This is a genomic window from Halorubrum distributum JCM 13561, assembly GCF_000337395.1.
Taxonomy (GTDB): Archaea; Halobacteriota; Halobacteria; order Halobacteriales; family Haloferacaceae; genus Halorubrum; species Halorubrum distributum.
The window spans coordinates 71,504-91,577 of the sequence record NZ_AOJF01000053.1 but is presented as its reverse complement, the minus strand read 5'-3'; the positions used below and the strand labels follow the sequence as shown (position 1 = coordinate 91,577).

The 20,074-nt window shown below is 70.4% G+C and carries 20 protein-coding genes; 11 read left to right on the top strand and 9 right to left on the bottom strand.

Annotated features, from left to right (window positions below):
- Window positions 1-2,130 (top strand): nitric-oxide reductase large subunit (locus tag C470_RS12375; protein ID WP_008367645.1); only part of this gene is annotated, 2,130 nt, incomplete at its 5' end.
- A gap of 22 nt (window positions 2,131-2,152) precedes the next feature.
- On the opposite strand, the gene C470_RS12370 is transcribed toward C470_RS12375, so the two are convergent.
- The 4 genes from C470_RS12370 to C470_RS12355 form a co-directional block, all read right to left on the bottom strand.
- The gene (locus C470_RS12370; protein ID WP_008367644.1) at window positions 2,153-2,596 is read right to left on the bottom strand and encodes a CBS domain-containing protein; all 444 of its coding nucleotides are present in this window, start codon (window positions 2,594-2,596) and stop codon (window positions 2,153-2,155) included.
- Between the two features lie 87 nt (window positions 2,597-2,683).
- Window positions 2,684-3,595 carry a 1,4-dihydroxy-2-naphthoyl-CoA synthase gene (locus C470_RS12365; RefSeq protein WP_008367642.1) on the bottom strand — a complete coding sequence of 304 codons (912 nt, stop codon included), beginning with the start codon at window positions 3,593-3,595 and terminating at the stop codon, window positions 2,684-2,686.
- A 163-nt stretch (window positions 3,596-3,758) separates the two neighbouring features.
- Complete coding sequence (locus C470_RS12360; protein WP_004596760.1) at window positions 3,759-3,998, bottom strand: hypothetical protein; 240 nt, start codon at window positions 3,996-3,998, stop codon at window positions 3,759-3,761.
- 107 nt (window positions 3,999-4,105) lie between these two features.
- Entirely contained in the window at window positions 4,106-4,879 is a 774-nt protein-coding gene (locus C470_RS12355) for a GTP cyclohydrolase III (RefSeq protein ID WP_007345192.1), read from the bottom strand.
- 156 nt (window positions 4,880-5,035) lie between these two features.
- Between C470_RS12355 and C470_RS12350 the strand changes: the two genes are divergently transcribed.
- From C470_RS12350 to C470_RS12325, 6 genes are all read left to right on the top strand, one after another.
- Window positions 5,036-5,815, top strand: a complete 780-nt coding sequence (locus C470_RS12350; RefSeq protein WP_008367639.1) for an HAD-IIA family hydrolase — start codon at window positions 5,036-5,038, stop codon at window positions 5,813-5,815.
- 275 nt (window positions 5,816-6,090) lie between these two features.
- A complete protein-coding gene (locus tag C470_RS12345) occupies window positions 6,091-7,425 on the top strand; it encodes a DUF92 domain-containing protein (RefSeq protein ID WP_007345194.1) in 1,335 nt (444 codons plus the stop codon).
- On the top strand, window positions 7,426-7,863 hold the full coding sequence (locus C470_RS12340; protein WP_004596771.1) for a GNAT family N-acetyltransferase: 438 nt from the start codon (window positions 7,426-7,428) through the stop codon (window positions 7,861-7,863). It abuts the gene before it with no gap.
- Window positions 7,864-7,933: 70 nt separating this feature from the next.
- A complete protein-coding gene (hisI, locus tag C470_RS12335; RefSeq protein ID WP_008367635.1) occupies window positions 7,934-8,317 on the top strand; it encodes a phosphoribosyl-AMP cyclohydrolase in 384 nt (127 codons plus the stop codon).
- A gap of 3 nt (window positions 8,318-8,320) precedes the next feature.
- Window positions 8,321-9,478, top strand: a complete 1,158-nt coding sequence (locus tag C470_RS12330) for a DUF7118 family protein (protein ID WP_008367633.1) — start codon at window positions 8,321-8,323, stop codon at window positions 9,476-9,478.
- 82 nt (window positions 9,479-9,560) lie between these two features.
- A complete protein-coding gene (locus C470_RS12325; protein ID WP_007996671.1) occupies window positions 9,561-9,959 on the top strand; it encodes a hypothetical protein in 399 nt (132 codons plus the stop codon).
- Between the two features lie 51 nt (window positions 9,960-10,010).
- Here C470_RS12325 and C470_RS16155 read toward each other — a convergent pair whose 3' ends face one another.
- Together C470_RS16155 and C470_RS12320 are read right to left on the bottom strand one after the other, a co-directional pair.
- Window positions 10,011-10,178: a hypothetical protein gene (locus tag C470_RS16155; RefSeq protein WP_004596778.1), complete on the bottom strand. Its 168-nt coding sequence runs from the start codon at window positions 10,176-10,178 to the stop codon at window positions 10,011-10,013.
- A gap of 91 nt (window positions 10,179-10,269) precedes the next feature.
- A complete protein-coding gene (locus tag C470_RS12320; protein WP_007345198.1) occupies window positions 10,270-10,821 on the bottom strand; it encodes a hypothetical protein in 552 nt (183 codons plus the stop codon).
- A gap of 135 nt (window positions 10,822-10,956) precedes the next feature.
- Here C470_RS12320 and C470_RS12315 point away from each other — a divergent pair, with 135 nt between their 5' ends.
- Together C470_RS12315 and C470_RS12310 are read left to right on the top strand one after the other, a co-directional pair.
- A complete protein-coding gene (locus C470_RS12315; protein ID WP_008367631.1) occupies window positions 10,957-13,653 on the top strand; it encodes an AAA domain-containing protein in 2,697 nt (898 codons plus the stop codon).
- Window positions 13,654-13,722: 69 nt separating this feature from the next.
- A complete protein-coding gene (locus tag C470_RS12310; protein ID WP_004596785.1) occupies window positions 13,723-14,280 on the top strand; it encodes a diadenylate cyclase in 558 nt (185 codons plus the stop codon).
- A 90-nt stretch (window positions 14,281-14,370) separates the two neighbouring features.
- Here the strand turns inward: C470_RS12310 and C470_RS12305 are convergent, their stop codons facing one another.
- Both C470_RS12305 and C470_RS12300 read right to left on the bottom strand, forming a co-directional pair.
- Window positions 14,371-15,075, bottom strand: coding sequence for a DUF47 domain-containing protein (locus tag C470_RS12305; RefSeq protein WP_004596787.1), 705 nt, complete (start codon window positions 15,073-15,075; stop codon window positions 14,371-14,373).
- Window positions 15,076-15,172: 97 nt separating this feature from the next.
- A complete protein-coding gene (locus C470_RS12300) occupies window positions 15,173-16,219 on the bottom strand; it encodes a phosphoribosylaminoimidazolesuccinocarboxamide synthase (RefSeq protein ID WP_008367617.1) in 1,047 nt (348 codons plus the stop codon).
- A 168-nt stretch (window positions 16,220-16,387) separates the two neighbouring features.
- On the opposite strand from C470_RS12300, the gene C470_RS12295 reads away from it, so the two are divergent.
- A complete protein-coding gene (locus C470_RS12295) occupies window positions 16,388-17,002 on the top strand; it encodes a tRNA (cytidine(56)-2'-O)-methyltransferase (RefSeq protein ID WP_008367615.1) in 615 nt (204 codons plus the stop codon).
- A gap of 6 nt (window positions 17,003-17,008) precedes the next feature.
- Here C470_RS12295 and C470_RS12290 read toward each other — a convergent pair whose 3' ends face one another.
- Window positions 17,009-18,487 carry an ATPase domain-containing protein gene (locus tag C470_RS12290; RefSeq protein ID WP_008367613.1) on the bottom strand — a complete coding sequence of 493 codons (1,479 nt, stop codon included), beginning with the start codon at window positions 18,485-18,487 and terminating at the stop codon, window positions 17,009-17,011.
- A 74-nt stretch (window positions 18,488-18,561) separates the two neighbouring features.
- Here C470_RS12290 and C470_RS12285 point away from each other — a divergent pair, with 74 nt between their 5' ends.
- On the top strand, window positions 18,562-20,070 hold the full coding sequence (locus C470_RS12285) for a PAS domain-containing protein (protein ID WP_008367611.1): 1,509 nt from the start codon (window positions 18,562-18,564) through the stop codon (window positions 20,068-20,070).
- The last annotated feature ends 4 nt before the right edge of the window (window positions 20,071-20,074 follow it).

Sequence of the window (20,074 nt, the reverse complement as noted above, 5' to 3'; positions counted from 1 at the left end):
GAGGTCCAAGACGGGAAGGAGGCGTTCCAGCAGTACGGGCTGATGAACCACGGGTCGATCCTCGGCAACGGGGCGTACTACGGCGAGGACTACACCGCCGAGACGCTGGAGCTGAAGACCCAGCACATGCGCGAGTACTACGCCGACGCCGAGTACGGCGCGGCGTACGACGACCTCGACTCGGGCGAGCAGTCGCGGATCGACGCAATCGTGCGCGACGAGCTCGACCAGTCGCACGACGGCGGCGACGTCGTGGAGTACTCCGCCGCGGAGCTGTACGCCCACGAGCGGGTGCGCGAGACGTACGTCGAGCGCTACCACGAGGGCGACCACGACCGCGGCGCCCCGGTCGAGATGATCGGCTCGGAGGAGGAGGCCGAGGCGTTCGCCGACTTCGCGCTGTGGACCGCGTGGTTCTCGCACACCGACCGCCCGAACGCCGACCACTCCTACACCAACGAGTGGCCCTACTCCCCCGGCGCCGGCAACGACGCCACCGGATCGGCGATGATCTGGAGCGTGATCGCCATGGTGCTGCTCGTCGGCGCCGCGGGCGCGGCGATCCTCCTCTACAAGTCGGTGAAGCTCCCCGAGCCGTCCTCGGCGGGGATCTCGGTGCCCGAGCCGGGCGACGTGAGCGTCTTCCCGAGCCAGCGCGCCGCGCTCCGGTTCATCCCGATCGCCGCGGGGCTATTCTTGGCGCAGGTGCTGCTCGGCGGCCTGCTCGCGCACTTCTACATCGAGCGGGCCGGGTTCTTCGGGATCGAGCGGGTGTTCGGGATACACATCCTCCAGCTGCTCCCCTTCTCCATCGCGAAGACGTGGCACATCGACCTGGGAATCCTCTGGATCGCGTCGACGTGGCTCGGCGCCGGACTGTTCCTCCCGCCGCTGCTCACCGGCCACGAGCCGAAGCGGCAGGGGACGTACGTGAGCGTCCTGCTCGGCGCGCTCGTCGTCGTCGTGGTCGGCGGCATGGGCGGCATCTGGCTCGGCGCGAACGGCTACCTCCCGGGCGAGCTCTGGTGGCTGCTCGGCAACGAGGGGCTCGAATACCTCGAAGTCGGGAAGGTGTGGCAGGCCGGCCTGCTCGCCGGGTTCATCCTCTGGGCGATCCTCGCGATCCGGGGGCTCAAGCCGCTGCTCGACCGCGAGCCGCCCTACGGGCTCGCGCACATGATCCTCTACGCGGGCGGCTCGATCACCCTGCTGTTCGTCGCCGGGTTCATGTTCACGCCGTCGACCAACATCGCCGTCACGGAGTTCTGGCGCTGGTGGGTCGTCCACATGTGGGTCGAGGGCGCCTTCGAGTTCTTCATCGTCGCCATCATCGGGCTGACGCTGGTGTCGATGAACCTGCTCTCCCGCCGCAGCGCCGAGAAGGCGGTGATGCTCCAGGCGCTGCTCGTGATGGGGACCGGCGTCATCGGCGTCTCGCACCACTACTGGTGGATCGGGATGCCCGACTACTGGGTGCCGATCGGGAGCGTCTTCTCGACCCTTGAGCTGCTGCCGCTGATCTTCATCCTCTACGAGGCCATCGGCCAGTACCGCGCGATGCGCGAGACCGGCTTCCCGTACAAACTGCCGTTCATGTTCATCGTCGCCAGCGGGGTGTGGAACTTCGTGGGGGCGGGCGTCCTCGGCTTCTTCATCAACCTCCCGCTGATCAACTACTACGAACACGGGACGTACCTCACCGTCGGCCACGCGCACGCCGCGATGTTCGGCGCGTTCGGCTTCCTCGCGCTCGGCATGGTGACGTACATGCTCCAGCTGTCGATCGACCCCGAGCGCTGGGACGGCTCGTGGCTCCGCGCGGCGTTCTGGTGTTGGAACGTCGGGCTCGCGCTGATGGTGTTCGTCTCCGTCCTCCCGGTCGGGTTCCTCCAGCTCGACGTCGCGTTCACGGAGAGCTACGCCGCGGCCCGCAGCCTCGCGTTCTACGAGCGCGACATCGTCCAGACGCTGTTCTGGGCGCGGCTCCCGGGCGACACGCTGATCATCGCCGGGACGGCCATCTACGTCGCCGACCTGATCCGCAAGCGGTTCGTCCTCCGCGCGTCGGAGGACGACCCCAGCGTCGACGACATGGCGGTCGCGGAGGGGATCGTCGGCGACGACGACTGAGGGACGCTTGAGCGGGCGGTCCTCAGTCGCGGAGCCGGTCGGACCGCTCCGACCACCCGGTCGCGTCCGTCGCGAGGTCGCGGACCTCGCGGCGGATCCCGGCGTAGTTGTCGACGATGTCCTGCGTGGTGACGATCCCCTCGGGCGTCACGCCGTCGACGACGACGAGCTTCTTGACGCCCTCCGAGCGCATCCGCTCCGTCGCGGTCCGGAGCGTCGCGCTCGGCCGAACGGTGACGAGGGGAGCGCTCGCCGCCTTCCGGATCGCGATCGCGGAGAGAGGGTCGTCGGTGACGTACCCGGCGTGGAGGACGTCGCTCTCGGTGAGGATCCCGGCCGGGGTCCCGTCGTCCGTGACGACGACGCTCCCGACCCGGTTCCGGAGCATCCGCTCCGTGGCGTCCCGGACCGTGGCGCCGACGTCGCAGGTCACGAGGTCCGTCGTCATCACCTCCTCGACGAGCATAGCGGAGGTACCGCGGCGGGGTACTTGTAGGTGGCTGCGGGACGCGCGACGCCGGTCCGCTGCCGAGTCGCGCTGCGCGGCCGCCGCTCAGTAGTGCCAGGGGTACTCGCGGAACTGCGGCTCCCGACCCTCCAAGAACGCGTCGCGGCCCTCCTGGGCCTCCTCGGTCATGTACGCGAGCCGCGTCGCCTCGCCCGCGAACACCTGCTGGCCGACCATCCCGTCGTCGGCCATGTTGAACGCGTACTTCAGCATGCGCATCGCGGTCGGCGACTTCCGGGTCATCTCGTCGGCCCACTCTAGGGCCACGTCCTCCAACTCCTCGTGCGGGACGACCTCGTTGACCATCCCCATGTCCGCGGCCTCCTCGGCGGAGTAGGTCTTCCCGCGGAAGAACACCTCACGGGCCTTCTTCTGGCCGATCTGCTTCGCGAGGTAGGCGGAACCGAACCCGCCGTCGAACGAGCCCACGTCGGGGTCGGTCTGGAGGAACTTCCCGTGCGCCTCGCTGGCGAGGGTCATGTCGCAGACGACGTGCAGCGAGTGGCCGCCGCCGACCGCCCAGCCGGGGACGACCGCGACGACCGGCTTGGGCATAAAGCGGATCAGCCGCTGGACTTCGAGGATGTGGAGCCGGCCGGCGCGCGCCGAGCGCACGAGGTCGTCGTCGTCGTCGCTCGCCTCGTCGTCGTCGCGGTACTCGTAGCCGGAGCCGCCGCGCACGGACTGGTCGCCGCCCGAGCAGAACGCCCAGCCGCCGTCCTTCTCCGAGGGGCCGTTGCCGGTGAGGAGGACGCAGCCGACGTCCGCCTGCTTGCGCGCGTGGTCGAGCGCGGCGTACAGCTCGTCGACCGTGCCGGGCCGGAAGGCGTTGCGGACCGCGGGGCGGTCGAAGGCGATCCGGACCGCGGGGACGTCGACGGCGCGGTGGTAGGTGATGTCGTCGAACTCGTCGGTGACGGGTTCCCACGCGTCGGGATCGAAGATCTCCGAGACCATGCCGGCTCGTACGTCCGGCTCGCTCATAAACGGCGTCGGATCGAATGAGGAGAAACCGACGGCTCAACGCGTTGTGTCTCCGCGGCGCCCCGCGACGAGGACGGGGAGCCGATCCCAGCGTCTGGGACGGACGCGGGAGTCGCGGCTCGCCCGTCGGGACTCGTCAGTCGTTCTGCGCGTACGCACCCTTCGGGTGCCCCTTGTGCTGGAGGTTGCGGTTGTCGCGCTTCCGCGTCGCGGTCGCGGGGATGACCTCGCGGGTCGGGTCGATCTCCGACCGCGGCATCCCGGTGTAGCCGTGGTCCGGATGCTCGGAGCAGTGTGCCATCGCGTCGTGCGAGCCCTCCCACGGGCCCTCGTCACAGCCGTCCGCCGTACAGACGAACACTATCTCCTCTGACATGCTAACCGGGGGTTCCCGGCCGGTGTATAAAAACCTCGCACCGGAATTATCAGTTTTGGATCTGTCGTTCCGCGCCGCGAAACCGACTGACCGCGCGGCCGGACCCGCTAATCGCCGGCGGCGGGCGCGCCGAACAGCTCGACGCTCGTCCCGTCGTGTCGACAGTCTTCGAGCGCGTGCTTGGCCGTGAAGCCGGCCTCGTGGGCGGAGGCCCCGCGGCCGACCCCGACCTGGAGTTCGACGTCGACGTCGTCCGCGACGTGGGCGACCGCCGACGAGAACGCCGACTCGGGGAGGTCGGGGCAGACCGCCACGACGTTGTCGCCGCCGACGAAGAAGGAGAGGGCGCCGTGCGCCTCGCGGAGGTGGCGCATCAGCGAGCCGTACGCCTGCTCGATGTTGATGAACGTGTCGAACTCGTTGAGTTGGTCGGTGTACTTCCCGGTCGCGTTGACCACGTCGAAGTGGGCGATCTGGAGGTCCGACCGGTCCGTCTCCGAGAGGTACTCGCCGGCGAGCACCTCGGTCCGGCTCTCGTCCTGCGCGCTGCCCGCGGTCTGAAGCCGCCGGTTCGCCGCTTCGAGCGCGTCCACGGGACGCTCGGCGACGGCGGTACCGAGGCTGACGCTGACCGGGTAGCGGTTGCCGATCGACTCTTGCAGGCTCGCGTGGGCCGCGCCGTCGACGCCGTTCGTCACCGCGATCATGTTGTCGAACCTGGTGAAGAAGACGTAGGCGTCGCGGTGGCCGAGGAACTGGGCGACGTCGGAGAACAGCCGCGACTGGAGGGTCTGGAGGTCCATCTCCCGGCGCGGCTCCGGCGTCGTCGTCCACGGCCCGTAGTTGTCGATCTGGACGAGGGTCACCTGAGTCGTCGTCACAGTGAGCATCGGTACGGAACCCTGCCGCTTTACCCTTCCGTTATCCCGAAGGTGGAACCGGTACCGAGTTCGTGATCGATGGGCGCCGGCCGGGTGATCGTCCCTCGCCGCGGAGGCGGGCGCAACCCCTACGGCCGTGGCGCCCGCATTCGGGGTATGACATACAGCGGCGCCGTCATCGACGTCGACGGCACTGTCGTGCGCGGCAACGATCCGATCCCGGGCGCCCCGGCGGGGTACCGGCGGCTCCGCGAGGCCGGAGTCGAGCCCCTGTTCGTCTCGAACAACCCGACGAAGGCGCCGCCGGCGTACATCGACCGCCTCGGCGCGGCGGGGTACGACGTCGACGCCGACCGCGTCTTCACCGCCGGCAGCGTGACGACGCGGTACCTCCGAGAACACCACGCGGACGCCGACCTGCTCTGTATCGCCGCCCCGGGACTGCTCGACCAGTTCGCGGAGGCCGGCCTCTCGACCACCGACGACGTCGACGCCGCCGACGCCCTGGTCGCCTCCATCGACCACGAGTTCGACTACGACGACCTCTGTACCGCGCTGTGGGCCTTGGAGCGCGACATCCCGTTCATCGGCACCGACCCAGACGTGGTGATCCCGGCTCCCGAGCGCGACGTGCCGGGGTCCGGCGCCGTGATCAACGCGATCGCGGGCGTCGCGGAGCGCGAGCCGGACGCCGTCCTCGGCAAGCCCTCGGATACCGCGATCGAGATGGTGCGCGAGCGGCTCCCCTACCCGGCCGAGGAGTGTCTCGTCGTCGGCGACCGGCTCGACACGGACATCGCGCTCGGGGAGCGCGCCGGGATGACGACGGTCCTCGTCCGCTCGGGCGTCACCGACGACGACGACCTCGCCGCGTCCGCGATCGACCCGGACCACGTGATCGACCACCTCGGCGAGATCGACCGCGTCGTCGACTGAGGACCGCGCAACGGGCCGCCAACTACGTTCGCCGCGTGGGAAACAGTTATGTACCGGCGAGCGCACCGCTCGCATATGGGAGTGGTTGACTCACACGAAGATCGGACCGGGGACGACGAGGAGGATCCGGAGGAGTCCGTCCGCGTGCTGGAGGGACACGCGGTCCAGTTCAACGAGTACCGGTACTGAGAGCGGCGTCGCGAGCGCTTCGGTCCGCGATCGACCGCCCGACGGCTGTCGGGAGCGTTAAGTGGTCGTCGGGGGTAGCCGAAGGTGTGATACGGAGGCTCCGACGCGCGAGCGTCTTCGCCGCGGTGGCCGCGCTCGCGGTCCTCGCGCCGTCGCTCGAGACCGCCGCCGCCGTCCCCTTCTTCGCCGTCGCCGGCGCGGCCTTCTTCGGCGTCCGCGACGGGGAGTGGTTCGAGACGCTCGCGCTGCCCGGCGACCGGGAGGCGGAGCGCCTCTACGGGCTCGTCTCCTTCGCGCTCGCCGGCGCGGGCCTCGCGCTGTTCGCGTCGCTGCCGCGCGCCCCGCTGCCGTACGAGGCGTTCGCGGCGGCGACGCTCGCGGTCGGCGCCGGCCGCCTCGGGCGCACGCTCGTCTCCCGGCGGACGACCGACGAGTTCCCGCTCGTCGCCGGCTACGTCGCCGCCGGGACGGCCGCCGCCCTCGTCGGACAGATCGGGGTGCGGCTCCAGACCGGCGCCCCCGTCGACGCTGAGACGGTTCCCCTCCTCGTCTTCCTCGCCGCGGCGGCCGCGCTGACGGCGGCGCTCGTCCGCTCGCTCGTGTTCTCCCGGGACGCGCACATCACGTCGATCCTCGTCGCGTTCACGGTCTGGGGCTTCCTCGCTTTGGAACCGACCGTCGGCCCCCTCCTCATCGTCGTCGGCCTCGCGGTGACCGGCGCGCTGGGCTACGTCTCCTTCGCCATCGGCACCGCCTCGGTCGCAGGCATGCTCACCGGCGTCGTCTCGGCGCTGCTCGCGGTCGTCCTCGGCGGCGTCGGCTGGTTCCTCACCCTCATGTCCTTCTACGCGATCGGCGGCCTCGCCTCGAAGTACCGGTTCGACGAGAAGGCGGCCCGGGGCGTCGCCCAGGAGAACGAGGGCGCCCGCGGCACCGGCAACGTGCTGGCGAACTCCGCGGTCGCGCTCGCGGCGGTGGTCGGCTACGCGGCCGCGCCGCACCTCGCCGTCCCGGCCGCGCCCTTCGGCTTCGCGTTCGCGGGCGCGACGGCGACCGCGATGGCCGACACGCTCTCCTCGGAGATCGGCGGCCTCTTCGACGGCCCGCGGCTGGTGACGACGCTCCGCCGCGTCGAGCCCGGCACCGACGGCGCGATCACCTGGCAGGGCGAGCTGTCGGGCCTCTCCGGCGCGCTCCTCGTCGGCCTCCTCGCCGCGGGCGGGGCGCCAGTGCTCGACCCGGTCGCCCCCGGCGGCGTCGCGGCGGGCGGCGCCGTGGTCGCCGCCGGCGTCGCCGGGATGACCGTCGACAGCCTGCTCGGTGCCCTGGTCGAGGGAGACCGGATCGGCAACCAGGCCGTGAACTTCCTCGCGACGCTCGGCGGCGCGGTCGTCGCCGTCGCGCTCTGGGCGGTGGTGTAAATGGCGGGCGAAGATCCCGACCCCCGAGTCCGTCCGGGTCGGACCGCCGACGCCGACCGGATCCGGGAGCTCCAGTCGCACCTCCGGCAGCCGAGCCCGGACCTGCTGGAGTACGGGCTCGCGGTGGGCGCCGTCCGGGTGAGCGTCGCCGACGCCCGCGTCGTCGGCTACCTGCTTCCGGTGGACGCGCCGAACCGACCGGGCGTTCACCTCGCCGAACTGGTCGTCGCGCCCGGCTTCCGCCGAGAGGGTCGCGCACGCGGGCTCCTCCGCGCGGTCATCGCCGACGCCGACGGGCCGGTGACGCTCCAGGCGCACCCGGACAACGACGCGGCGCTGGCGCTGTACGAGTCGCTCGGCTTCGAGGTCGTCGAGCGGCGGCCGGACGCGTACGCCGACGGCGACGGGCTCGCCTTGCGGCTCGATCCGGAGGCGTAGCGGTTCCCCCTCGTCTCCGCGGGCCGCCGCAGACACAAGGACTATTCGAACGCCACGCCTCCGGACAGCCATGAGTGACGCCGACGCGGAGACCGAGCCGATCGACGTCGACTTCGGCGAGGACGGGCTGGTGCCGGCGGTCGCCCAGGACGCCGACTCCGGCGAGGTGTTGATGCTCGCGTACGTCTCGCCCGAGGCGCTCTCTCGCACCCGCGAGACCGGCGAGGCCCACTACTACTCCCGGTCCCGCGAGGAGCTGTGGCACAAGGGTGACACCTCGGGGCACACCCAGTCGGTCCGCGAGGTACGGGTCGACTGCGACGCCGACACCCTCCTGTACCTCGTCGACCAGGAAGGGGGCGCCTGTCACACCGGCCACCGGTCGTGTTTCCACCGGACGATCGACGGCGAGCACGTGGGTGAGCGCGTCTTCGACCCCGACGAGGTGTACTGACCGATGACCGAGGCCGTCACGGAGAGCGACGGGGCCGACCCCGTCGCCGAGGCCGGCGAGGCGGCCGCGCGGCTCCGCGAGCGCTACGACGAGCTCCGCCGGATCGAATCGCGGATCGACGACCACGGACGCGAGCGCGTCGAGGCCGCCGCGGACGCCTACCGCCGCGCGCAGCGGGTCCTCGACCGGTTCGAGGAGGACGCGGTCGGCTCGGGCGACTTCGAGTCGTACGTCCGCTTCCGCGGCGAGTTCGGCGAGGCGGTCGACGTGGACGACGACACGCCCGCAGGCGACGCCTTCGAGGCGGCCGACGAGGCGGTCGACAAGCGCCGGCTCTCGGAGTCGGACTTCGCGGCCGCGCGGGAGGCGCTGGAGCCGGCCGGGGAGTTCGTCGACCTCCTGGAGGCGTACGACGACGCGGTCGACGACTACCGGGCGGCCCGGAAGGCGGCCAAGGAGGCCCGCAAGCGGCTGGAGTCGCGGCTGGAGGAGCTCCGGGAGGTCGCCGACATGGCCGACGCCGACCTCGACGCCGACCTCGCCCGCCTCCGCGAGCCGATAGAGGCGTACGACGAGGGGATCCGAGAGTCGTTCCGGGAGTTCTTCAAGTCAGCGTCCGCCCGCGAGGTGTTCGACTTCCTCGACCGCGCGGACGCGACGCCGTTCGTCGACGTGGACGTGCCGCCGACGGACCTCGCGGAGTACGTCGAGACGCACGCGGCGGGCGAGGAGCCGCCCGCGACGCTGCTGGAGTACGCCGACTACACGAACTCCAAGCTGGAGCACTACGTCGACGACCCGGGGGCGCTCCGCACCGCGGTCGCGGTCCACCGGACGTACCTCGAGCGGCTCGACGGGGAGCCGTTGACGCTCGACTGGCCGCCGAAGCCGGGCGACGAGCTCGCCTACGAGATCGACGAGCTGGTCCCGCTCGTCGGCCGGATCGCCGACGACGACGTCGTCGCGACCCTGCGCTCGGTCCGGGAGCTCGCGCGCGGCGACGGATACGAGCGGCTCCGCCGCGCGGCCGAGGTGCGCGACGCGCTCGACGGCGACGACCTCGCCCTGATCGAGCGCGGTGAGGCCGACGAGCGCGTCGCCGAGGCCGAGCGGACGCGCTCGCTCGTCGACGACGTGCTGACGGAGACGGAGCGGGAGTAGGTCCGACCCGGCGCGCTCGGTGACGGGACGCCCGCCGCCGCGGAGTGCGGATTTTTAAGCCGCGTCGCGGCCGAGCGGTGGTATGACCAGATTCGACGCCGCGACCGAAGACGAGCGGCTGAAGCTGTTCGCCGACGCGGCGGCCGCGCACCGCGCGCGCTCCGGCGACGTGATGACCGTCGACGTCGACCCCGACAGCGACGACACCGAGGGCGGCGAGGTGCCGCCGTGGATCCAGCTGGCGGGCACCGAGCTCATCATGGACTGTACCGACGAGGAGCTGGACCGCCTGAAGGGCCTGCTCTCGGAGTTCCCCGAGTTCCGGATCGACGAGCTCGTCAGCCCGGAGGAGGCCGAGGGGACGAACGCCGTCGTCACCGCCCGCTCGGACGCGAACCGCGTCGCCGGGTTCGTCGAGCGCGCCTTCCGCGAGGTGTACGAGCTCGACGCGGAGTACCGGGCGTGGGTGACGGCGATCTGACGCCGACCGGGCGGGTCGCCGGCGGCGACTCGCGCGTCGCCGCTCCGCGCGCTACTTCGCGAAGTAGCTCGTGAAGAATCCCGAGAGGAACGAGCTGATCGCGACCGCGACGAGGAGGTCCGTCGTGTCGTGGTCGCCGTCGCCGGCGGTGAGCCAGGTGACTGCGACGCCGATGCCGAGCGAGATGACGCCGTTCGCCGTGTCTTCTTTGAGTCCCATACCCGGTTGTTGACGGCGCAGCGACAAAACCGATGCGGCGGTGCTCGCCCTCGTCCCGGCGAACGGTCGACCGCGACGAGACCAGCGCGTCCTAGTGGAAGCCGCGGTCGACGTCGTCGTCTTCGATCAGGTCGTCGAGCTCGCCCGTGAGCAGCTCCTCGGCCTCCTCGAAGGTGTCCGAGAGCTCGTCGAGCTCGTCGGGTCGGCCGTCGAACTCGTACTCCATCGGCCCGAACGCGGGCGACTCGACGGCCTCCATCACGTCCTCGAAGAGGTGGTCGGGGTCGGTGGGCGCCTCGGCGTGGACCTTCAGCGTCTCCGTGAGCCGCGTGGCCATCTCCTCGGCGTGGTCCTCGTCTTCGGGCGCCGACTGGACCGCGAACCGCCCGTCGCTTTCCGCGTCCGGGAGGAGCGGGTCGAGCTCGTCGTCGACCTTCCGGGCGACCCGCGCCCCGACGCCGCGGAGGTCGCGGGGGTTCTTCGCGTACGTCTTCAGGTGGTAGAGGCCGACGCTCGGGTGGCCGAAGTAGAGGTCCTCGCCGAGGCCGCCGCGGCGGGAGCCGGCGACCGCGCGCCAGCCGTCGGGGTCGGTCGAGTCGCTCGCGACGTCCGCGAGGATGTCGTCCCAGTCTCGTACGCGCATGTCGGTCGACTCCTCGGTCGCGCGAGCGCAAGAGCGTGTCGGTGGCGGCGGATCGGAGGGACGGAGTCGCGCCCGGGGGCGACGGCCGACCGCCCCCACCGACAGCGTTTTTCGGTGCCGCCGCCGAGCGGGGACGTGAACGTTCGCGGGCCGATCGTCTCCGTCGGGGAGGCGCGGACGGTGTCGACGTCGTACGGCGAGCGCGACCTCCGCGAGGTGCGGGTCCGGCCCGACCGCGGCGCGGGCGACCCGGTCGACGTGACGCTGTGGGGGAAGTGGACGGAGACGGCGGAACACGCGGAGCCCGGGATGGAACTGCTCGTCACCGACCCCGAGGAGGACGAGTACCGCGGGGAGACGGGGTACGCGACGACCGACGAGTCGTGGGTCGTCCTCGAGCCCGACTTCCTCGTCGACGTGACGGGGATCCGCTCGTGGGTCCAGTGCCCGCGGATGTACTATTTAAATAAACTCTCGGGGATCCCGCTCAACTATCCGGTCGTCAAGGGGACGATCGTCCACGAGGTGTTCGGCGACCTGCTCCGCGGGATGGAGCTGGAGGCGTCCGTGGCGGACCGCGTCGCGGAGGCCGGCCTCGAACTCGGGCTGCTCGGCTACGAGACCGACGAAGTCGAAGACGAGGTGCGCCGCAACGCCGCGGCGGTCGAGGGGTGGCTCGCGCAGGGGACGCTCGCCGACGAGGACACGTGGCGCTCGGAGTTCACCCTCATCTCGCCCACGTTCGGTTTAAAAGGGCGCGCCGACGCGCTCCGACGCGGCACCCCGGTCGAGCTGAAGACGGGGAAGAACACCAAGCGGGAGCCGCGCTTCCACGACAAGGTTCAGGCGGCCTGCTACGCGCTGATGCTCGACGAGCGCGGCGTCGACCCGGACATCGGGACGCTGCTGTACACGAAGAACACCGCCCTCGACCGCAATGAAGAGTCGGGCGATCTCGCGCCGGCCAAGGAGTTCACCGTCGGGCGCGGCTTCCTGGAGTTCGTCGTGCGCGAGCGCAACGCCCTCGCCGCGATGGAGTGGCGCGCGCTCAACGACCCCGGCGAGCGCCCCACGGTCCCGACGGGGTACGAGGCGGACGCGACCTGTAGCTACTGCTTCGAACAGGACACGTGTATGGTCGTCTCCGGTCGGCTCGACCAGGAGTCGAAGGCGGGGCAGGTCGGGACGCCGGTGCCCGACGCGGAGCGCGACTACTTCGACCGCTTTTATACGGCCCTGGAGGAGGAGCGCCGCGAGACCCACGCCGAGTACCGGAAGCTGTGGGAGCAGACGCCCGCGGAGCGCGCCGCGGACGACCGCGCGCTGATCGACCTCGAACCCGTCGCCCAGACCGAGATCGACGACGCCCGGTGGGAGCTCCGCGCCCGGAAGCCGGGGGACGCCGTCTCGAAGCTCCGCGAGGGCGACGTGGCGCTCGCGAGCGACGGTGACCCCGTTTCCGGACACGCCGAACTCGGCCGGATCACCGAACTCGGGAAAGACGAGGTCGTCGTCGAGACGGACGAGCCGGTCGAGCTGCGCCGGCTCGACGTCTACCCCTCGGAGATCTCCGTCGATCGCTCGCTCACCGCGCTCCACGACGCCGTCTTAAAAGGCGAGCCCGACCGGAAGGACGTGCTGTTCGGCCGCCGAGAGCCCGAGTTCCGGGACGCCGCTGACCGCCCCGCAGACGCCCCCGGCGCGTACATCGACAACAACGCGTCCCAGAACGAGGCGGTCGAGCTCGCGGTCGACGCCGAGGACCTCGCGCTGATCCACGGGCCGCCGGGAACCGGGAAGACGTACACCATCGCCCGGACGATCCGCGCCTTGGTCGCGGAGGGGAACCGGGTGCTGCTGTCGGCGTTCACGAACCGCGCGGTCGACAACGCGCTCGAAGCGCTGCGCGACCAGGGGTTCGACGACGTGCTGCGGGTCGGGACCGAGACCGGGGTCCGCGGCGACATGCAGGACGTGCGGCTCGTCCAGCGCGGCGAGCCGAATGCGAAGGCGGCCGAGCTGCGGGACACGCCGGTCGTCGCCGCCACCACCGCCGCCTGCGGCTCCCGGGTCATGCGGGAGTGCGAGTTCGACGTGGCCCTCGTGGACGAGGCCTCCCAGCTCACGGAGCCGGGCACCCACGCCGCGATCAACCGCGCGGACCGGTTCGTCCTCGTCGGCGACCACGAGCAGCTGCCGCCGGTCGTCCGGGCCGAGAACGACCTTCAGACCTCCCTCTTCCAGCGGCTCATCGAGCGATACCCCGACGCGAGCGTCATGCTCGACCGCCAGTACCGGATGAGCCAGCGCATCCAGGCGTTCGCCTCCGCGGAGTTCTACGACGGCGCGCTCCGGCCCGCCACGCCCGAGGTCGCGGGGCAGACGCTCGCGGACCTCGGGGTCGATCCCGACGCGCTCGCCCCGGAGCTGACCGGCGGCGTGGGGTTCGTCGACCCCGACGGCGAGCGCGACGGGAACCGGAACGTCCGCGAGGCCGAGCGCGTCGCCGCGGTCGTCGACGCCTACGTCGCCGCCGGCGTCGACCCGGACGACGTCGGCGTGATCGCGCCCTTCCGCGCGCAGGTCGCGGAGATCGGCCGTCGAACCGACGTGACAGTGGACACCGTCGACCGCTTCCAGGGCTCCTCGAAGGAGGTGATACTCGTCTCGTTCGTGGCGACCGGCGACCTCGACGGCCCCATCTTCGAGGACCACCGCCGCGTGAACGTCGCGCTCACCCGAGCGAAAAAGCAGCTGACGATCGTGGGCGACGCCGACGCGCTCGGCTCCGACCCCTTCTACGCGCGGATGCTCGACTGGGCGCGACGGTAGGCGGACACGGGAGGAATTCGGCCTGGAGAGCGTTTAACACGCTCCCGCCGCTACGGGCGGTAGAGCCGAATGGAAGAACTCGATCGGGTGTTGAAGAAGTACGCCACCAGCCAGGATCTCATGGACCGGATCCGATACGTGGCCGAGACGTTGAGCATGGAGTTCGACAAGTGGGACGACCAGTACGTGAGCGGTCCGAGCCTGTACTTCCTCGTCGTCGCCGAGACCGACTTCGAGGCGTACACCGACCCGCTGGGAGAGAACGTCTGGCCGACCGACCGGTGTAAGATCGTGCTCGACTCGCCCGAGGCGTTCCGGCGGGTCGCCGAGGACGTCGGGTTCAGCCGTGACGGCGCGATCATCGTGACGGGAGACGGGACGATCCAGCAGCAGATGGTCCGTGTCCGGAGCCCTCACCACGCGGAAGTGCCGGGGGTCGCGGAGCTCGAATACCCCGACTGGATGGGGACCAAACACATGAGCGCCCTGGAGACGTCGCTCCGGCAGAACGTCCTGTGGGCGGTCACGCTCAGCGAGGAGGACGGCCGCGTCACCACGTATCTCGACGGCACGTATCAGGACTACCCCCGCGAGGAGATCGGCGGTCGGTGGCGGCCCGGTGAGTAGCGGCGGCGTGGCCGACACGCCGCGATCGGCACGTGGCGGGGAGCCCGCCGCGCCTCGGGGCGCGTCTGCGGGAGGGGTGCGCGGCGCGCGCTACTCGCCGTCCGCGTCGGTGACGATCCCCGGTTCCTTGCTCGCGATCACGACGATCCGGTCGGTGAGGTCCTCGATCGTGTTCGCGAGCTCGTCCAACAGGATCGCGAGCTCGCGGTAGACGAGCGGCTGGTCGATCGAGCCGTCGGCGAACGCCGTCTCGATGGCGTCGTTGCGGAGGTCGTCGCACTCGCTTTCGAGCGCGCGGATCGACTCGATCCCCTCGGCGAGCGTCTCCGTGGCGTCGGCGCGCGCGAGGCCTCGGACGAACCCCTCGACGACGTCCGCGAGGACGTCGGTCATCTCGGCGATCCGGTCGGCCATCTCGCGCATGTCGTCGAACGGGTCGACGTCGGCCGCGGGACGCATCATCGCCACCTCTTGGACGATCCGCTCGGTGTGGTTCGCGACCACGTCGAGCTCGTTGTAGAAGTCCAGCAGCGCGGACTCGTTGAAGTTGATCCGCGTGTTCAACAGCCCGATGTCGTCCGGCCCGGCGTCGGTGATCAGCGCCGTGAGCTCCCGGACGAGGTCGTCGCACTCGCTTTCGACCGCGGCGATCTCGTCGACCGTCTCGTCGAACCCGCCCTCGGTCGCGAACTGGTCGAGCGCTCGCGGGAGGAGCGCGACGCAGTCGTCGATTCGGTCGAGGTACGCGACCGTCCGGGTCTCGAGCCGTTCCCCGAAGTCGGCGTCGGTGGCCATGGGCGGAATCACGCGCGTCGGCGGTAAAGAGGTTCCCTCGCGTTTCGTCGATCGTGAAGATTTGACGGCCGCTCGCCGGAGATTCGCCGGCGCCGTCCTACAGCGCGTCGACCGAGTCCAGCGCCGCCTCGACGTCGGGAACGTCGAACCACTCGCGGTCGGTGTAGGCGTTCGTCCCAGCGGCGTACAGGTCCGAGACGGCCTCGACGACGTCCGCTGGAAGGGGATCGGGCGACTCGTCGCAGAGCTCGCGCCAGTCGTCGATGTCGCGGCCCGCGACCGACTCCTTCGCCGCCTTCACGGCCGCGACCCAGTCGGGGTCGTTCGCCTTGTACCACTGGCGGACGACCTCCTTCGAGATACCCCGACCGCCGTGGGAGAACCGGTTCTCGTCGAACGTGCCGACCACGTCGGCGACGCGGAGCTCGCCGTCGACGTAGAGGCACTCGATCTTCCCGTCCTCGTGGACGAAGCCGGCGGCCTCGGCGCGCTCGGTGACGACGCGGTTCACGTCGCGCGCGAGCGATTCGAGGGCGTCGACGTCGGCGACGCCCGCGACCTCGTCGGCCTCGGCACGGGCGAGGTAGCGGTCCTGCTGCTCGTACTTCGTCGAGAACTCCACGACCGGCTCGGGGAGGTCGACCGGCTCGTCCGGCCACTCGCCGTCGGCGCCGGCGAGGTCGTCGAGCCCGAAGTCGGCGGGAGCCGCGCGCGTCCGCAGGCTGGAGCCGACCGGGACCCGGTTGCGGAAGACCACTTCGAGCGGGACGAGGTAGTTCTCGCCGCCCGCGGCGTGGAAGGACTCGTAGTCGTAGCCGGCGTGCGGGCCCTCGTACGGGAGGTCGGGTACCTGCGTCAGGTCGATCGCCATCTCGGTCGGCGGAGCGGTCGCCTCGTCGAGCGGGACGACATCCCCGGAGTCGGTGTCTTCGACCCCTCGGTAGTGGGTCGGAACCCCCTCGCGCTCCAGCAGTTCGAAGTTGAACGCGCCCATCGCGCAGAGGCTCGCGCCCTTGTTCGGGATCGCGTCGGGCATCTGCCCCCAGTCGAACACCGAGTAGGCGTCCGTGAAGACGAACCGCCCCCGACCGAGCCCCTCTGCGGTCGCCGGCTCGTCGACCCGGAACTCCTTGACGCTCGTCATGGCGGATACCGCGACCGCCTCCCACATGAAACTTTCAGTTACGTGGTCACCTCGGTTATTTTTGAGTCATTTTGATCCACGTATGCGCATCATTCTGGGCGGCGTAACGTTCCCCGAGCCCGCGCTCGCATCGAAAGCGACACCGGGCTCGCCCTCGCACCCAGTGGCATGAACGATGCGCGCGAGGTCGTCGTCCTCCGGTACGGTCACCGGCCGGGGCGCGACGACCGCATGACGACGCACGTCGGGCTCACGGCGCGGGCGCTCGGCGCCGACCGGGTGATACTCCCCGACAACGCCGGGCAGTCCGCGGAGACGGTCCGCGACATCACCGGCCGTTTCGGCGGGCCGTTCGCGGTCGAGCTCCGGGGCGACCAGAAGGCGATCGTCAAGAACTTCGAGGGCGTCGTCGTCCACCTCACGATGTACGGCGAGCGCGTCCAAGACGTCGAGGCGGAGGTCCGCGAGGCGGTCGGCCTCGACGAGCCCGAGGTGATCGGGGAGGCGTCGCCGCCGCGCGACCTCCTCGTCGTCGTCGGCGGCGAGAAGGTGCCGTGGGCGCTGTACGAGCGCGCCGACTTCAACGTGGGCGTGACGAACCAGCCGCACTCCGAGGTCGCCGGGCTCGCGGTGTTCCTCGACCGCCTGTTCGAGGGGGCCGAACTCGACCGCGAGTGGGAGAACGCCGACCGACGCGTGGTGCCGGAAGCGACCGGGAAGACGGTGGTCGACGCCGAGGGGGAATCCGACGACGACGCCGGCGAGAACACCGAGCGCGACTGACCCGCGCTACTCGTCGCAGTCTTCCTTCGACCCTCCGTCGACGACCTCCGGCGTGCCGCTCAGGATGCCCCGGAGGTTCGACATCGGCTCGCCGACGGTGATCCCCTGGTCGGTCATCTCGAACTCGCGGATCGTCCGCTCGAAGTCGCTCGTCCGCTTTTTCAAGACGCCGATCGCCTTGCGGAGCTCGCCCCCGACCTCGAGGTGCCGGAGGAAGACGATGTTGTCGGCGAGGTAGCTCACGTTCTCCATCGTCGCCCGGAACTCCCCCGTGACGTTCCGCGTCTCGTCGACGAGGATCGACGTCACGCCCGCGTTCTTGAGGTAGCGCCCGAGGGCGTGCATCTGCTGGAGCATCTGCTCGTCCCCGCCGCGGAGCGTCAGCCGGTACCCGGAGATGCCGTCGATCATGACGATGTCGGCGCCCCGCTCCTCGACCTCCTCGCGGACCATCCGCGCGAACTCCTGTGGCGAGCGCTCCAATGCCTCGACCTCGTTCACCTGAAGCGTCCCCCGCTCGATCATCTCGTCGACCGGGATGCCGATAGCGCGCGACCGTGTGAGGAACGTCCCCTTGTTCTCCTCGAACAGGTAGATGACCGAGCGCTCTCCGCGGTCCGCGCCCGCCTTCATGAACTGGGTGCTGAGGGTCGTCTTCCCGACCCCGGTCGGCCCGCTCACGATGGTGACGGTGCCGCGCTCGAGCCCGCCGCCGAGCAGCTCGTCGATCTCGGGAATGCCGGACGACATCTGCTCGAACGCGACGTCCTCGCCGCGATGAGCGCCGGGCTGGAGCGCCGGATACACCTCGATCCCCGAGTCGGTGACCCGGTAGGCGTGGTCGCCGCTCTGCGTCGCCGAGCCGCGGAACTTCGGAACGCGGACCGTCTTGCCGTACGACGCGGCGTCGAGCCGAATCGTCCCGTCCGTGATGAACTCGAGGTCGTCGGTCGGCAGCGACTCGGTGTTCTGGACGGTGAACAGCACCGTCGCCCCGCGGTCTTTTAAGAAGCGCATGAACCCGACCACCTGCTTCCGGAACTGGTAGTCGTCGGACAGCAGGAAGCGGAGCTGGGTCAGCGGGTCGACGACGACGCGGTCCGGGTCGACCGCGGTGACGCCCTCGACGATGCGGTCGGTCAGCGGTTCGCGTTCGACCTCCGAGGGCGCGAACACCTCGTACGACTCGTCCTCGACGAACGCATCCGCGCTCGGGCTCAGATCGAGGAACTCGATGGCGTCGGTGTCGAAGCCGAGCGCGGCCGCGTTCGCTTTCAGGTCGCGGACGTCCTCCTCGAGGTTGATGAAGAGCGCCGTCTCACCCTCCGCTATCCCCTGCTGGAGGAAGTGGAAGCTCAAGATCGTCTTGCCGCTGCCGGCCTGCCCGCGGATCATGTAGCTCCGCGTGGGGACGAACCCGCCGGACAACACTTCGTCGAGCCCGGCGACGCCGGTCGACGCGCGCTCGGATAGCGGTGGTGTCATGCCTTATCAATCGGGCGGGGTTGTCATATATATGGGGTAGTTCTTAGTGGGCACCGCCCGTCGGTACATTGACGATGGACTCTGGGCCGGACCGGACATACCATGCCGCCGACGGCGACGAGTCCGCGGAGCGCGGGGCGGTGCCCGACCCGGAACGGAGCGGCGCCGCCACCCCCGACGCGGACGCCGAGGCGACCGTGCTGCTCCAGATGGACGCCGACCGCGACCGCGACCTGCTCGCCGAGGCGCTGGGCGAGCGCTATCGGATCCGAACCGGGAGCGACCCGTCCGCGCTCGACGGCAAGTTCGACTGCTGCGTCCTCGACGCGAAGGCCTTCGACGCCGCCGGCGACGCGCTGGACTCCCGGCGCGAGCGCGCGGATCCCGCGTTCCTTCCGTTCGTGCTGTTGGTGAGCGAGGAGTCTCGGGGGCGGCCGGCCGACCGCGCGTGGGATCGCGTCGACGACGTCATCGAGCTGCCGGTCGCCCGGCGGGCGCTCCTCACGCGGGTCTCGAACCTGATCGAGCGCCGGGCCACCTCGCTCCGCCTCAGGCGGACCGTCGCGGACCTACGGCTCAAGGAGCGGGCGATGGACGAGGCGCCGGTCGGGATCACCCTCGCGCGGGCGACGGACGGCGACGACAACCCGCTCGCGTACCTCAACGAGGAGTTCGAGGCGCTGACCGGCTACGGCGAGGAGCGGCTCGGCGAGGACTGCCGCTTCCTCCAAGGTCCCGACACGGCCGAGGAGACGACCGACGAGATCCGGGCAGGACTCGACGAGGAGCGGTCGGTCGACGTGGACATCCTCAACTACCGAGCGAACGGACAGAAGTTCTGGAACCGGCTCCAGATCGAGCCCCTGCGGAACGAGGCGGACGAGACCACGCACTTCGTCGGGTTCCAGACGGATATCACCGAGCGGAAGATCCGCGAACGCCGACTGGAGGTGATGGCCCGGGTACTCAACCACAACCTCCGGAACAAGATGAACCTCATTTCGGGGTACGCGGACCTGCTCCGAGACGCACCAGACGAGGAGTCGCAACGCCGCGCGCTCGACGTGATCTCCGAGACGGCCTCGGACCTCACGGGCATCGCGACCGCCGTCCAGAAAGTCGACGAGACGGCCTCCGCGCCCCCGCTCGCCGCTCCGATCGACCTCCGCGACGAGCTGATCGAGCTCCGGAACCGGATCCGCAGCAGCTATCCGGACGCCGAAATCGCCTTGTCGATCCCGGGCGACGACCCGATCGAGGTGACGGTCGTCGGCCTCCCCGCCGCCATCTCGGAGGCGGTCGAAAACGCCGTGAAACACAACGACGACCCCTCACCGTCGGTCGAGGTGCGGGTCGAACAGGACTCCGAGGGGTGGGTCACGATCGGCGTCGAGGACGACGGCCCCGGAATCCCGGACCACGAGACGCAGGTGTTGGAGTCCGGCGAGACGTCGCTGACCCACGCCGACCGGCTCGGCATCTGGCTCATATACTGGGTCGTGGCCAAGGCGGGCGGTGAGTTCGACATCGACACCGGCGAGGACGGGACGACGATCCGACTGGAGGTCCCGGCGCACCCCTGACCGA